Annotated in this window: 16 protein-coding genes; 15 read left to right on the forward strand and 1 reads right to left on the reverse strand. The window is 37.0% G+C overall.

Annotated elements, in window-relative coordinates; all coding sequences use genetic code 11:
* Positions 1-8: 8 nt before the first annotated feature.
* From ureG to AB2N10_RS08545, 8 genes are all read left to right on the forward strand, one after another.
* Complete coding sequence (gene ureG, locus AB2N10_RS08510; RefSeq protein WP_354624112.1) at positions 9-620, forward strand: urease accessory protein UreG; 612 nt, start codon at positions 9-11, stop codon at positions 618-620.
* A gap of 34 nt (positions 621-654) precedes the next feature.
* Positions 655-843 carry a hypothetical protein gene (locus AB2N10_RS08515; RefSeq protein WP_354624111.1) on the forward strand — a complete coding sequence of 63 codons (189 nt, stop codon included), beginning with the start codon at positions 655-657 and terminating at the stop codon, positions 841-843.
* 373 nt (positions 844-1216) lie between these two features.
* Complete coding sequence (locus AB2N10_RS08520) at positions 1217-2014, forward strand: ETEC_3214 domain-containing protein (protein ID WP_354624109.1); 798 nt, start codon at positions 1217-1219, stop codon at positions 2012-2014.
* Positions 2015-2055: 41 nt separating this feature from the next.
* The gene (locus tag AB2N10_RS08525) at positions 2056-2652 is read left to right on the forward strand and encodes an LPP20 family lipoprotein (RefSeq protein ID WP_354624107.1); all 597 of its coding nucleotides are present in this window, start codon (positions 2056-2058) and stop codon (positions 2650-2652) included.
* Between the two features lie 49 nt (positions 2653-2701).
* Complete coding sequence (locus tag AB2N10_RS08530) at positions 2702-4036, forward strand: transglycosylase SLT domain-containing protein (RefSeq protein ID WP_369433699.1); 1335 nt, start codon at positions 2702-2704, stop codon at positions 4034-4036.
* Positions 4037-4055: 19 nt separating this feature from the next.
* On the forward strand, positions 4056-4610 hold the full coding sequence (locus AB2N10_RS08535) for an LPP20 family lipoprotein (RefSeq protein WP_369433700.1): 555 nt from the start codon (positions 4056-4058) through the stop codon (positions 4608-4610).
* 173 nt (positions 4611-4783) lie between these two features.
* Entirely contained in the window at positions 4784-5050 is a 267-nt protein-coding gene (locus tag AB2N10_RS08540; protein ID WP_369433701.1) for a hypothetical protein, read from the forward strand.
* A gap of 100 nt (positions 5051-5150) precedes the next feature.
* Entirely contained in the window at positions 5151-6155 is a 1005-nt protein-coding gene (locus AB2N10_RS08545; protein ID WP_354624102.1) for a hypothetical protein, read from the forward strand.
* Positions 6156-6218: 63 nt separating this feature from the next.
* Here AB2N10_RS08545 and AB2N10_RS08550 read toward each other — a convergent pair whose 3' ends face one another.
* On the reverse strand, positions 6219-6599 hold the full coding sequence (locus tag AB2N10_RS08550; protein WP_354624101.1) for a hypothetical protein: 381 nt from the start codon (positions 6597-6599) through the stop codon (positions 6219-6221).
* Between the two features lie 530 nt (positions 6600-7129).
* Here AB2N10_RS08550 and proB point away from each other — a divergent pair.
* From proB to nifD, 7 genes are all read left to right on the forward strand, one after another.
* Positions 7130-8269, forward strand: a complete 1140-nt coding sequence (proB, locus tag AB2N10_RS08555; protein ID WP_354624100.1) for a glutamate 5-kinase — start codon at positions 7130-7132, stop codon at positions 8267-8269.
* A 359-nt stretch (positions 8270-8628) separates the two neighbouring features.
* Positions 8629-9876, forward strand: a complete 1248-nt coding sequence (locus tag AB2N10_RS08560; RefSeq protein WP_354624099.1) for an HD domain-containing phosphohydrolase — start codon at positions 8629-8631, stop codon at positions 9874-9876.
* A gap of 853 nt (positions 9877-10729) precedes the next feature.
* Positions 10730-11413: a glutathione S-transferase family protein gene (locus AB2N10_RS08565; RefSeq protein ID WP_354624098.1), complete on the forward strand. Its 684-nt coding sequence runs from the start codon at positions 10730-10732 to the stop codon at positions 11411-11413.
* A 153-nt stretch (positions 11414-11566) separates the two neighbouring features.
* Positions 11567-12067, forward strand: coding sequence for a GNAT family N-acetyltransferase (locus tag AB2N10_RS08570; RefSeq protein WP_369433702.1), 501 nt, complete (start codon positions 11567-11569; stop codon positions 12065-12067).
* 82 nt (positions 12068-12149) lie between these two features.
* Positions 12150-12497 carry a RidA family protein gene (locus AB2N10_RS08575; RefSeq protein ID WP_354624096.1) on the forward strand — a complete coding sequence of 116 codons (348 nt, stop codon included), beginning with the start codon at positions 12150-12152 and terminating at the stop codon, positions 12495-12497.
* Positions 12498-12817: 320 nt separating this feature from the next.
* Complete coding sequence (gene nifH, locus AB2N10_RS08580) at positions 12818-13717, forward strand: nitrogenase iron protein (RefSeq protein ID WP_354624192.1); 900 nt, start codon at positions 12818-12820, stop codon at positions 13715-13717.
* 17 nt (positions 13718-13734) lie between these two features.
* Positions 13735-15198 carry a nitrogenase molybdenum-iron protein alpha chain gene (gene nifD, locus AB2N10_RS08585; protein ID WP_354624095.1) on the forward strand — a complete coding sequence of 488 codons (1464 nt, stop codon included), beginning with the start codon at positions 13735-13737 and terminating at the stop codon, positions 15196-15198.
* Positions 15199-15231 lie beyond the last annotated feature (33 nt).

A 15231-nucleotide genomic window follows, 5' to 3' on the forward strand; every position in this document is an offset into this window, starting at 1 on the left:
AAGCAAAAATGAGAAAAAAACAGTTATTACGCATTGGTGTTGGCGGCCCAGTAGGATCGGGTAAAACCGCCCTACTCAGCCAATTATGTTTAGCGCTACGCGACAAATACGATATGGCGGTCGTGACTAATGATATCTATACCCACGAAGATGCACAGTTTTTAACACGTAACGATGCACTATCTGAAGATCGCATCATCGGCGTAGAAACGGGTGGTTGCCCTCATACTGCCATTCGCGAAGATGCATCGATGAATTTAGCTGCCATTGATGAATTACATGAACGTCATCCCAACCTAGATTTCGTCTTAGTCGAAAGTGGTGGAGATAACCTGAGTGCCACCTTTAGCCCAGAACTATCAGACTTAACACTTTATGTTATTGACGTTTCTGCAGGCGATAAAATTCCGCGTAAAGGTGGCCCAGGGATCACCAAATCAGACCTATTAATTATTAATAAAATTGATGTTGCCGAATTAGTAGGTGCTTCATTAGAGGTCATGGATAGGGATGCGAAAAAAATGCGCGGGGATAAACCATTTATCTTTAGTAACATGAAAACGCAACAGGGTTTAGCTGAAATTATTGAATTTATTGAAACGGAAGGCATGCTCAAGTAAGCCTATCACTATGACGACTAAAAAAGGAAACACCATGAAATATTTTACACTTATGTTTGCACTACTACTGAGTTCACAAGCTTTCGCTCACGATGACCATGCGCTAGGTGATGGTACTTTACATCTTATATATCATGCGATTTTTTGGGGGCTATTTGCTCTTATCATCGTAAAAGCGGTCACTTATTTTAAAGCAAAGAAAAAGCATCACACAGATAACTAATACCATTTCACATGGTATGTGGTCATAGCTTATTGAAAAAATGAGGGTTAGTTAGATACATGATTGAGTAATAGCAGGCTATTGCGATTAAGTGCCACGTAACTATCCCTTATTTTAACCAATAAAATAGATCCAATACTTTTGCGGATTGATATTAATAGCAGCTAATTAGCTATGCAGAAAAATATTTATTTTGAAAAAACAAAAGCATTGTCTTTTATTTGTACAACAAGACAAATCAAACATGACTCAAATCAATTCTTTGTGAATTACTGTGCCTTGTTCATAGAATATGAAATTTTTGTATCATAGTATGTACTCTATTATTTGCCAATAATTGGTGTGCTTTTGGACGTAGGGAGATATTGCATTGATGCAAGATGAAGAAGTTAGGGAAGCATCTCATCATAACGAGATAGAAATTGAGCCCCCCACTCCCCTGTCTAAAATTAAGAATATTGCTATTACTATCATGGCATTAATGATTTCGATGGGACAATGGAATGATACAAAAGATGTCGCAATTAGTGCCTATGAAGAGATTATTTCAAGATTCACGAATCAAGTTGAATATGATCGTATCAGTCAACTTCGCATCGGTTTTACCCGCGAATATGTGCATCAATTATTAGGCCAACCTCAAGTAATAAGAACATCAAAGCAACACCAAGAAGTGAAATATTATTATTATAATTCAGATAAATACCTTCTTACTACGTTTATACAATCAGACCGATTGGTGGGTTTTTCAGTCCTAGCAAAAAAAAATGACTTTGAAGCGCCTATTCCATATTTGGGCTTATTTTTAAATAATAATGTTATTGCTAACTACTTACCCTCTCAGGAAATAATAAGAACTGAGGCCAATAACATTGAATATTATGCAGAAACATACGAATTAAGTAAAAACCTTATGTTCTATAACCTGGTGCTAGGTAGAGTCAATTATCAACCTTCTGAACTTAATCATAGCGAACAAATCAGAGCAATTAATCAGCGCTTAAATACAGGAGAGGAGTTCGATTTATCCGCTGACACGCTTTCATCGTCGATTACCACCAACTTCTACTCGATAACAGAATTAGATTCTGATAGTAGCTTTGAAGCACTACTCAGTGAATATGAAATGAATGCCGCATTTGGGCAAATAACAACAATTAATGGCAAGTAATAGGCATTAATTTCATTTAACATTTAATTAAAGGATTAAACATGTTTAAAAAAAATATCGCGTTATTATCACTCGTGGGCTTATTAAGCGCATGTCAAAGCACTTCAAATGTTGAAGATTTGCAATCAATGGCCTGTTTTTATCCTGACGCTCCCAAAGAAGAAGCGCCTAAATGGGTGTGTGGCATAACCCCACAAGGTCTAGAAATAAGCGCAACAGGTTTTGCTAAAAAGAATGTCGCAGGGACCAGTATCATGAGCGATATTTCAGTCAATGATGCTCGTGTAAATTTAGCTCGACAATTTGAAGTGAATGTACAAAGCATCATAAAAACAGCGACCACCTCAAACACTGATTCATCCAATGAAGCTATTAATGAAAATGTAAATGAATACTTTGAAAAAGTAACAAAAAGTATATCTAGCACAGTCTTGAATAACTCTCGCATAATTACTAAACGCACTAGCCCAGCAGGTGGTTTATATACATTAGTCGGTATGGACAAAACGACTTTTGATATGAATTTTGAAAAAGTCATTAAAAAAGCGGAAGCAAAAGATGCTGAGCTATGGAACAAATTTAATGATAAAAAAACCAGCGAAGCACTAGAAAAAATCGTAGCTAAATTAAGCAAGTAAAATTATGAGGCACAATATTTAATTGTGCCTTAATCATTCAGAGGGAACTATGAAATTTATAAAAATAAGTATTCTTTGCCTTGCATCTATCATAACTCACCCATCACTTTGTAATGACTTATTTGATGAATTTGATCAAGAGATTGAGTCGTTTGAACATCCCGATACAGATCAAATGATTAAGGAGTACATTAGTTTTGTACAAGATTACTTAACTGAATATGATCAATGGAGAAAATCATATCTGAATGATTACGATAAAAAACAAGAAAAAATCATTAATCGTTGGGGCGCATCTACAGCTGATAACCAGGGTAATGTAGAATATTCGGACGATTTATCTAGCCGAACCCTAGTTGATTATGAAAATAATGAAGTGGTAGTCGAAGTATTGGTCCCAATCGATACTAGCACAACAGAAGCTAACGAATTATTAGCTAAAGAAGTTGAAAAAAATATAATAAAAGAACAACAAAACGCATTGTCTAATGAACTTCCAGCAAAAATAAACAGTGAAAAAATAGTTGTTACCCCTGTACAATTTAATAAAAAAGATGAAGAAATAGCAAAACAAAATATCCAAAAACAAACGACCGCGTATAAAATTGAAGCGGATCTCAAGTCCGATCAACTCGCCATAAAGACTGTCGAAATACCCTATCAAATTATTGAAGAAGCAACAGTTGCACAGCAAATATCGCTCGAAAAAGAGCAAGCGGAAAGAATTAAAAAAGTAGAAAAGCAATATCAAGTTTTGCGCCAGACAGAGCCAAAACCACAACGAAAAATATTAAAATACACAGTACAATTACCAACCAATAGCCTAGGTAAACGAGCTAAAAAATATAGCCCCTTTGCCGAAAAAGAGAGCAAACGTTTTGATATTCCAGTTGCATTGATCATGGCCATTATGCATTCAGAGTCAGCATTCAATCCTAAAGCAAAATCTGCAGTACCAGCCTATGGATTGATGCAAATCGTACCTCGCACGGCAGGGCATGACGTTAACAAACTGGTTCGCTTAATTGATAAACCAATGAAACCTGTTGAGCTCTATGTGCCAGAAGTGAATGTAGAAACGGGTAGCGCATACCTCAACATATTAGATCAACGCTACCTCAAGTCGATCAAGGATCCTGAAAGTCGCCTATATTGCACTATTGCAGCCTATAACACGGGTGCGGGCAATGTAGCTAAAGTATTCAACAAAAAAGGGGATGGTAATACTCGTAATATTAATCGTGCGGCAAAAATCATCAACCAACTCTCTCCTAGTGAGGTTTATCAAGCCTTAATGGAGCGATTACCCTATGACGAAACCAAACATTACTTAAAAAAAGTATCAAAGCGAATTTCATTATACGAAGTAAAGAGTACAACATAAATTAAATAGGATAAATGTAATGCAACAACTTAATGCTACAAGGTTAAATTATTATTTATCTTTAATTTTAATCTTTTTTCTACAGGGATGTGCTTCAACTAATAGCGACCAGCAGAAAACTCCAGAATGGGTACTAACACCCACACAGGACACCGCTCAATATATCTATGGCATAGGTCAAGGAACTACTTTAGATGAAGCAAAACAACACGCTTTAAAAACGCTTGCCAGTAAATTTTCAGTTAGTGTGAACAGCGATACTTTACATAAACAATCGTTGCATAATGGGCGCACTGACGAACTTTTTTCACAAGAGATTAACACCCACGTAAAAGCAATTGAATTTACTCACTTTGAACAAATAAAAGCAGAGCAAGTAAAACAACAATACTACATGTTAGTGGCAATCAATCGACAAGGATTTATTAACAATAACAAATCTAAGTTAGCGGCTATTAGAAGTGATATTAGTACCATGTTAGCTGATGTTAATAATAAAAGTAAAATAGAGAAACTGTATGTCTATAATAAGCTACAAAAGGAAGTTACCAAGGCAGAACCCTGCTCTATTTAATTGCCGTTGCAGACAACTCGTTTGACATGACTCCCTACAGCAAAGAGTTTTATTCATACTCGCAAAAAGAAAATGAGTTATTACTATCGACTAAGTTCTCAATAAAATCAGACCAAAAAACTCGCCCCATCAGTAATTTATTCACAGATATAATGCAAACCTATGGGTTTCAAGTGACAGAATCTAATCAATCAGACGCCATTATTGAACTGAATGGAAAAGTCAAAAATAGCAAACATTTTTCCACTTATAACAGCCGTATCGATTTTAATTTTAGGGTAAAATCCAACCAAGGAAATATTTATAGTAAAAAAGACTACAGCCTCAATGGAGCCTCTATAACAAGCAACCAGGCAGCCTACGAAAATGCAGTTAATAAATTTTTAACTCTCGCTAAAACTCGTGAAGATATCTACCTAATATTAGGTTTTGAAGAATAATGTTAAAAATAATAAAAAAGAAGCGTTAGCGCATAATAAATTCATACAAATATGGATATAACCCCACAATTCAGTACTGAATTTAAATTAAGGAATATAAATGAATAAAAAGTTATTATCAGCGATTATCATTGCTACTCTAGGGCTTAGCGGGTGTGGTCCGACAAAAGTCAATCCAGAAACCTATACAGAGGTATCGTTACAAAAAGCAGACCTCATGCCAACGAAAGAGAGTCTTTCTGGTAAAAAGCAAAAAATCGTTATATTTGCCCCAGACACCTCAGATTTAGAGCTTGCTAAAATAAGCCATGCTGATGTTACTATGGTTAATACATTGGAGAAATATTTAGCTGATGTAGGTGTCGAGATTGTTGATAGAAAAATTGCAAATAAGCTTAAAAGTGAACTTGCCTTAGCTGAATCAAAGGGTAAATCAGAATATGATGGCCCAGAAATCGCGAATTATGCAATCAGCGGAAAAATATCAGATATTCTTTTAACCTCTTCTTTCACGGAACGAAAAACTCGAAAAACTAAAAAAGGTAAAACTCGAGTCACTCCTGCCCATTGTGATTTTGATGCAACCGTATCAGCTAATTTGAAGCTCTATAAATTACCAGGACTTGCTTTCGCAAAAACAATTCCTGTTACTTATACCAAAAGCATGCAGACAGAAACAACTAATAGTAAATGCCCGATAAGCAACGAAACAGCAATCGCCTTAATAGGCAAAGCCGCTAAAAAAGCAATCAAGAGTGAACGCACCGAATTTCAAAATTTCTTTTCACCCAAAGCCTATGTTTTAGCTAGAAAAACGAATGGTGATAACAACCTATTTAAAATATCAGCGGGCAAAAATTTCGGCTTTATTCCGGAATCAACGATTACATTCTATACATTAAGCTTAGATAAAAATCCCATTACTGGTGATGTCATGACAGAAGAATCTGCAATTGTTGAAGGAACGGTGACGGCTAACCTTATCGGTGACAAATATGCTTGGATACTTGTAGAGGGGGAAGAAGCCGAGAAAATCAAATTAGGTGATTACGTTAAAGTAAAATATGAACAGACAACATTAGGTAGCCTGCTGGGCATAAATTAACTCATATTTAATCCCTTTTATGTTACTCATTTGGCCAAAATTTTGGCCAAATGTTATTTACTATTATTTAACAGCCTTAGCACTCTGCCTCTTAAACCACTCTTTCGAATCTTCAATTTTCGTAAAAATTTCAGCATTAGTTTTTACCGATTTTTTAAGAAGTAACGCTTGCATATTATTTGAAACCACGACGGCAGATAATATACAGCCATTTTTTTCATACCAGTCATGTATTACTCTGCATTTATCTACTACATTGGGGGAAGCCATTACCTCATCATCCCATATTTCAAGGCGTTTCCAGTGATTAATTGAGCGATTTAACACAGACTTTCTTATTAAAGAAATATAGTAATCAAACCCTTCCTCATTGAAAGGCCCTTTGACGATTAAGGTTAGCAACTCCCCTTCCCAAGAGAAACATATATCTCCATGCTTATTCAAACACACCTCCAGATCAACGTTATATACGGTTGGGTTAATGCTAATCCGCATAAGTATCGACTCTCTCTTATTTTTCCTCAATAAGCTACGCCATAATATAATGCGGAATGGTATAAGTATAAGTATAAAAACTTAGAGAAGTCACTTAAACAAAAATAAATTTTAGCAATACTGCTTGGAAAAAATCAGTACAACATACGATATATTATCAATATGTCCCCCTCTATCGAGGACCAGTAAATAGAAAAATAGATAATCAACAAAATATCTAGTTAAAATTATGATATACTGCCCACCGCAACACAATAAATGGTCTCATTTTTTGTGTCCGCACGCTTTAAGTCAACTTAGATTACTCATCATAAAATGGTTAATTATACAATCTAAATGCACCTGCCCGCCGTAGAAACGCAAGTTTCACATACTATAAATTTAAAACAGTAACATACTGCAATTAATCGTTTATTACTCTTGCGATTAAAATTGCACATGCAAAAAAGAGTAAAGTAGTACGCTTAAACAGAGGAAATATGAAAAATTATCAATGGAAACGGATTGTATTGAAAGTAGGTAGCGCATTAATCGCACCAGATAGAAAAGGATGTAGTTCTCGCTATTTACTTCATATCGCTAAATTTATATTACAATGCAGAGATATGGACATACAGGTTATTCTTGTTTCTTCCGGTTCAGTCGCCGCTGGCGCTCATTTTTTTGGCAATATAGAAACCCCTTCACTCGCAATAAAGAAAGCGATGGCCGCTGCAGGTCAGAATGAAATGATGGCAGCATGGGATCGTTTTTTTGACTTTCCATCAGCGCAAATATTGCTAACACACGGAGATCTCCGCGATAAAGAGAGATATGACAGTATTAGAGAGACTGTTTTCGCATTACTTGATAATAACATCTTACCCATTATCAATGAAAACGATACTGTGACAACCGATGAATTGAAAGTCGGAGATAATGATAATCTATCGGCAATGGTAGCTGCAGCAGCCGATGCTGATTCGCTAATAATCTGTTCTGATGTCGATGGTTTATATGATAAAAACCCTCATACCAATACAAATGCTAAGCTCATTAAAGAAGTCTGTAATATCGATCAAGATATTTATAGCATGGCTGGTGGCGCGCACAGCAGTGTCGGAACTGGCGGAATGAAAACTAAAATAGAAGCCGCAGAGAAAGCAACTTCACATGGTATAAAAACATTTATTGTTAATGGCTTTAAAGAAAGTTCATTTGAGCAATTAATACAAGGCAATAATCCAGGTACCGTGTTTACTCCCTATGAAATGCCGATGCAGGAAAACTTACATTGGTTAACTCATACAGCGCGAGCGCAGGGTGAATTAGTGATAGAAAATAATCTCGACTCACCATTTACGGAGCAGACAGAACAACTAACAAGCAATGACATCATCAAAGTACATGGTGATTTTTCTGTAGGGGATACCATTCTAATTCGCAGTAATGACGGAAAACACTTAGCCAAAGCGGAAGCAAATTATAGCAGTTGCCTACTTAATTTTATTGCTAACCAAGACAATGGCGAAGATGAAAATGAATTTCAACAACATACAGGTCCAATCATAGACAATAAAAATATTGCCGTTCTAGAACAAGAAAATAGTGAATTATGGCGTCAGAACGAAGCAGAATAGGACGCACAATAAATTAATACTATTTTGATACTCCATCCTTAATATTGATTAGCCTAAAATATATTAATAGCATAATCAATATTAAGGATTGTCATGACTGGCCTACTTTACTGTTTAAAATCAATTTATTATTCGTTATAACTTTCTACAAAATGAACAATAAGTTACATCAACTAATGCCTCTCATTAAGTTTTTACCACATAAAATTTCGACTAAATACTTAACCTAATGAGTATAATCACTCGTATTATGAACGTTATTTCATAAAGCTAAATATAGATTTTGACGCAGGCAAGATATCTAGCTATTCTAGGTGATTTTGGCACAACATAATTTAATTATTTTAATTGGTAGATTAATGGGTAAAATAAAATTATCAACTGATAGACTTGCTATTGGCTTATATATTCAGCTTCCTAGTCAGTGGGGGGAGCACCCTTTTCTTTTTAATAGCTTTAAAATTAAAGATCAGCAACAAATTAAAATATTGCAATCACTAAGTAGCAAATATGTTTTCTATGTTCCAGAAAAAAGTGATGCGCTTCCCGCAGCCCAAAACGTGCTTCCCCAAGAAAAAGATAAAGAGGACCCTTTTCTGGAGGCTTTATGGAAATTAAAGCACCAACGTGTAGAGGCAAATAAGAAATATCTACGTGACTTACGTAAATGCCAAAATGAGTTTGATCAGTCATTGGTCGCCGTTCGGGCTATTAATTTAAAACTCAACAATCAAAGTACACAAGCCATCGGTGAAGCTCATGAGTTGATTAGCAAGATTTGTAGTAAATTAATTGATGGTAACAATAACGTTCTACATTTAATGGAAAATGGAAAAAATGGAAATAAAGGTGGTCAGCAACATAGCCATGCATTCCATGTATCAATATTAGCCATGATATTAGGGAATGCACTTGACCTTTCTGAGCAAGAACTCATTTATCTTGGTTTAGGTGGGTTATTTCATGATATAGGTAAAAGCAAAGTCCCCGATCAAATTCTTAATAACAAACCGAAAATCACAACGGCTGAAAATAATTTTTATAAAATGCATGTACTTTATGGTGTCGAAAAAAGTAAAACAATTGCGGAACTATCTGAACCTATACGTGAAATAATTGGCCAACATCATGAATACTTAGACGGTAGTGGTTACCCAGAGAAATTACGCGATAACGAAATTACGCTACTGTCACAAATTGTGACCGTTGCTAACGAATATGACAACATGTGTAATCCAACGGATAAGTCACCTCGCCGCACCCCCTACCATGCACTCTCTTACCTCTATAAGAACAAGAGCAAGCAACTAAATAAAGAAGTACTGGGTATTCTAATAAAAAAACTTGGAGTATATCCTCCCGGCTGTTTTGTGCAGCTTTCCAACCAACAAATAGGCTTGGTTATCAGCGTAACTGAAAATAATATTTTACAGCCTAATATCCTAATTTATGACCCTTCTATTCCGAAAAATGAAGCTCCGATCATCGCATTAAGTGAGAAAGAGTTAAAAATCGAGAAAGTTATCTCCATGGCGCAACTGCCAGAACAAATAAAAGAGTATTTAAATCCATGCGAAACCGTCAGCTACTACTTTGACAAAGAATAAATACAATCACTAACCTCTATCCCATGTTACTTCGAAGAGATAAAAAGGTAATCACTGTTTCTCATACCTGACACTATAAATTAACAAACATTATTTATTAATGCTCATTAGATATGGCAAGCTTGACGCTCCTTTTTTCAGTTACTTTGATTTGATATCACTTTGTTTCTTTATATATTCACAAAAACAAAAAAGTGTAATAAAAGAACACAAAAGCATGGCACCCATCACACAAAAAAAGATATTACGCGATATGAATAACTTTTTATTTATTTTTTCAAAATAATTGTAAATAAATTTCATTTCACTATTTACATTAAAATGTGATCTGTGTAACATTTACTCATCCATTAAGGATAACAAAATAAAACCACATAAATGACAAAAGGAAATAATTATGGATATGCAATCTCTTTATACAGGTATGAACTTTTTAGCTTACAGCAAGAGCGATAAAAATAGTAAGCGTGCAGAAACTAAAGGTAAACTTACTTTCAAATTCTTAAAAAGATAATGCCGATGGTATTGGTTAGAAAAAACCACACCTCAAAAATTGATCTAAAAGTGGAAGGAGCCTTTTGAATATAAGTAAAAAGGAAATCCTCCACTTTTTCGTATTTAACACCAGCCAATAAATAATATACACGAACCTTCATTGAATCCCCTTTAACTCTTTTTATCTGCAATACAATGCTTTTCCTTGCAACAAAAAGTCGATAATGTAATATTGATGTATATCAAAGCAAGTTAACTATAAATTACCGCTAAATACCCATTATCAATCTAGTAAATATCATATAACTCATTGATCCGCTCTATCTATTGCTAACAGTCACAGATAAGGAAATGTCAGATGATGATTCTACATATAGCAAATAAAAACTACTCATCTTGGTCTCTTAGACCTTGGGTATTAATGAAGGAATTAGACATTCCATTCACAGAGGAGTTTCATCCCTTCGGTAAACAAGCTAATTGGGATGATTACAAAAAAGTGAATCCCGCTGGATTAGTCCCCTGCTTAATCGATAATGAGCTACTCATATGGGACTCTTTAGCCATTATTGAGTTTCTTGCCGAGCAGTACCCACAGGTATGGCCAAACGATCAAAAAGCGCGAGCTTGGGCGAGATCAGCAAGCGCAGAAATGCACTCCGGATTTTCAGCACTGCGCACCGCTTGCTCAATGAGCTGTGGTTTACGAGCAACACTGCATGATATGACACCTGCTCTGCTGAAGGATATCAAACGGATTGACGATATTTGGCAAGAGGGCTTACAAAAATTCTCAGGGCCATTTTTAGCAGGCAGTCAATTTACCGCGGTTGATGCTTTCTATGCGCCGGTTGCATTTCGCATACAAACCTATAGCCTTGATTTAAGCCCCATATCATCAGCCTATTTACAAAGATTACTGGCCGTTCCCGCTATGCAGCTTTGGTATGAACAAGCATTACAGGAAAAAGACAGAGAAGAAAACCATGAGGCCGAAATAGAGAGCTTTGCAACAACAACGGCTGATTTTCGCAACATATAACCATGATACTTCAAGATACACAGTCAACAAGAAAAAGCGTACCGAGATGCGGGGCATAAATAAAAGTATTGTGATTCTACATCGAGATTTTATAACAAAGCAGATTGGTGCTATTTTTTGCCCTACGGGGCGCTTCTAGGAATACCGATAATAATGTCAGCGATAAAAATATTTTACTTAGAGATGAGATCAGCTAAGGATTTTCGAGCAAAAGAACAACCCGAAAATTTACAAGTTATTGAATCTGAAATAAAGGAGTATCGCTTTAACCGTTATCTTTATCAACTGATAGGGGAAACATGGAGTTGGACAGATAAACTCTCTCTCTCATCTGAGCAATGGCAGGATTATGCAGAAAACGACAATTTACGTACCTATGTCGCATACCACAAAGGTTCAATCGCTGGTTACTATGAGCTGCAACAACAAAGCGATGGTGATGTGGAAATCGTCTACTTTGGGCTAGCCCCTAAATTTTTAGGGATGGGATTTGGCGGCTATTTACTCAGCCACGCCATAAAATCAGCATGGTCATGGGAAGAAACTAAACGGGTATGGGTACATACCTGCTCATTAGACCATGAATCAGCGCTCCCCAATTATCAAGCCAGAGGCATGCTGCTCTATAAAACCGAAATAGCCCCATCAATATAAAATATGAAGTAGCAAAATAATGCACTATTAACCCCTTCTGTTAAGATAGTGCTTTATTTCCCCCTATTATAAGAGTGAAAAAATGGATATTCAGCGTATAAACCCAAGTGAAAAGTGGTCTGATGTCACTGTATTTAATAAAATCGCCCATTTTGTTGAAGTCGCGGCAGATGCCAGTGCCGACCTCCCCCACCAAATAGAGCAAGTATTCTCTCAAGCAGAGAATATGCTAGCGAGTGTCAATAGCGATAAATCGAGAATTTTATCGGTAACCATTTACCTAACTAACTTTGCACATTTAGCATTATTTAATGCGGCATGGGAAAAGTGGCTACCACAGGGTTGCGCGCCAAGTAGAGCCTGTTTAAAGGTTGAATTGGCCGATCCCGATTATTTAGTCGAAATAGCCTTTGTCGCTGCAGTAAAATAACAATACTCCCCACAACATCTTATCCAAGTATCGTAGTGGGGATGGCTTTGCCACCCTATTCTTACTCATTTACTCCCCTATCCAAATTAACCACACAATTTCGCTGCCTTGAATTGTCTGACTTGTTACAAAACCTATCTTTTTTGTGTTGTTAATATCTCCAAAAAAACTCTTTGCGACTAAAAAACATCAAATGAAAAATAATTAACAGTTAAAAATCAATAAGTTATGTTTTATTTATTTTTTTGGTACAGCACATGCAATTACCTATTCGGAAACAACAAATTATTCATTTATATCGACAACAGGAGTATGTGATTATGGCTATTCGTCAATGTGCAATTTATGGTAAAGGTGGTATTGGTAAATCTACTACAACGCAAAATTTGGTAGCAGCACTTGCTGAAGCAAATCAAAAAGTAATGATCATCGGATGTGATCCTAAGGCCGATTCTACTCGTCTTATCCTTCATTCTAAAATGCAAAACACCATTATGGAAATGGCAGCAGAAGCGGGATCTGTTGAAGATCTTGAATTAGAAGATGTATTACTAACAGGTTACGGCGATGTTAAATGTGTTGAATCAGGCGGTCCAGAGCCAGGTGTTGGTTGTGCGGGTCGTGGTGTTATCACAGCGATTAACTTCTTAGAAGAAGAAGGTGCTTATACGGAGGATTTAGATTTCGTATTCTACGACGTACTTGGGGACGTTGTATGTGGTGGTTTTGCGATGCCAATTCGTGAAAATAAAGCACAAGAAATCTATATCGTTTGTTCCGGTGAGATGATGGCGATGTACGCTGCGAACAATATCTCTAAAGGTATCTGCAAATACGCTAAATCAGGCAGTGTACGTTTAGCGGGTCTTATCTGTAACTCTCGTAACACGGCGCGTGAAGATGAGCTAATTATGGAACTAGCTCGCCAGTTAGGTACACAAATGATCCACTTTGTACCACGTGACAATATCGTACAACGTGCTGAAATCCGTCGTATGACAGTAATCGAATATGACCCAACTTGTAATCAAGCTGATGAGTATCGTGCACTTGCAAACAAAATCATCAATAACAAAATGTTTGTTATTCCAACACCAGTAACAATGGACGAACTTGAAGAACTACTCATGGGCTTTGGTTTGATGGAAGAAGAAGACGAATCAATTATTGGTAAAACAGCACAAGAACTCGCTGATGAAGCTGCCGCGGCAGTTGCGTAATCACTAAGGGGGCTTTTATGACAAGCATTAAAGAGCAAAATGAAAAAATGATCCAGGAGGTCCTCGAGGTTTATCCCGAGAGTGCCAAGAAAGATCGTGCTAAACACTTAGGGACGAGCGATGCAAGTTGTGCAAGTAACTGTATTACCGCAAACCGCAAATCCCAACCCGGTGTAATGACTGCCCGAGGTTGTGCTTACGCGGGTTCGAAAGGGGTTGTCTTTGGTCCAATCAAAGACATGATCCATGTTAGCCATGGCCCCGTTGGTTGTGGTCAGTATTCACGAGCAGGACGTCGTAACTACTACACGGGTAAAACAGGCGTTAACAGCTTTGGTACGATGAACTTTACCTCTGATTTCCAAGAAAAAGATATCGTCTTTGGTGGTGATAAAAAACTAGCAATATTAATGGATGAGTTGGAAATGCTCTTCCCACTATCAAAAGGTATCTCCATCCAATCGGAGTGTCCAGTTGGTTTGATTGGTGATGATATAGAAGCCGTTGCGAAAGAGACACAAGCTAAAACAGGTAAGGTAGTGGTTCCTGTTCGCTGTGAAGGTTTCCGCGGTGTTTCTCAATCACTGGGTCACCACATCGCTAACGATGCGGTGCGTGACAAAATGATTGATAACCGTGAAAACGACGATAGCTTTGTCGGCACCCCTTACGATGTGGGTTTAATCGGTGATTACAATATCGGTGGAGATGCATGGTCAACCCGTTTATTACTCGAAGAGATTGGCTTACGCGTTGTATCACAATGGTCTGGAGACGGTACGTTGTCAGATGTAGAGTTGAACTGTAAAGCCAAACTTAATTTAGTGCACTGTTACCGTAGTGTTAACTACATCGCACGTCACATGGAAGAAAAATACAACATTCCATGGTTAGAGTTCAATTTCTTTGGCCCAACTAAAATAGCAACATCTTTGACTGAAATAGCTTCTAAATTTGATGAAACTATTCAAGAGAAAGCTAAACAAGTGATTGCGAAGTATGAAGCTCAGTGGCAAGCCGTTGTTGCTAAATACAAACCTCGCTTAGAAGGTAAAAAGGTCATGCTATATGTGGGTGGCTTACGTCCACGTCATGTGATCGGTGCCTATGAAGATCTGGGTATGGAAGTGGTGGGTACAGGCTACGAGTTCGGTCACAACGATGATTATGATCGTACGCAACCCGATGTTAAAGATGCCACTTTAATTTACGACGATGTGACGGGTTATGAGTTTGAAGAGTTTGTTAAGAAGATCCAACCTGATCTCATTGGCTCTGGTGTGAAAGAGAAATATATATTCCAAAAAATGGGAATTCCTTTCCGTCAAATGCACAGCTGGGATTATTCAGGCCCTTATCACGGTTACGATGGTTTCGATATCTTCGCCCGCGATATGGATATGACACTGAACAACCCATGTTGGAGCAAACTGACCGCCCCTTGGCTTGTCGATAAAGACGAGTTAAAGAAAAGCGCATAACTTCAGCTAACGTTAATGCGGTAGCAATCTAGG

Source organism: Psychromonas sp. MME1, assembly GCF_041080865.1.
Lineage (GTDB): Bacteria > Pseudomonadota > Gammaproteobacteria > Enterobacterales > Psychromonadaceae > Psychromonas.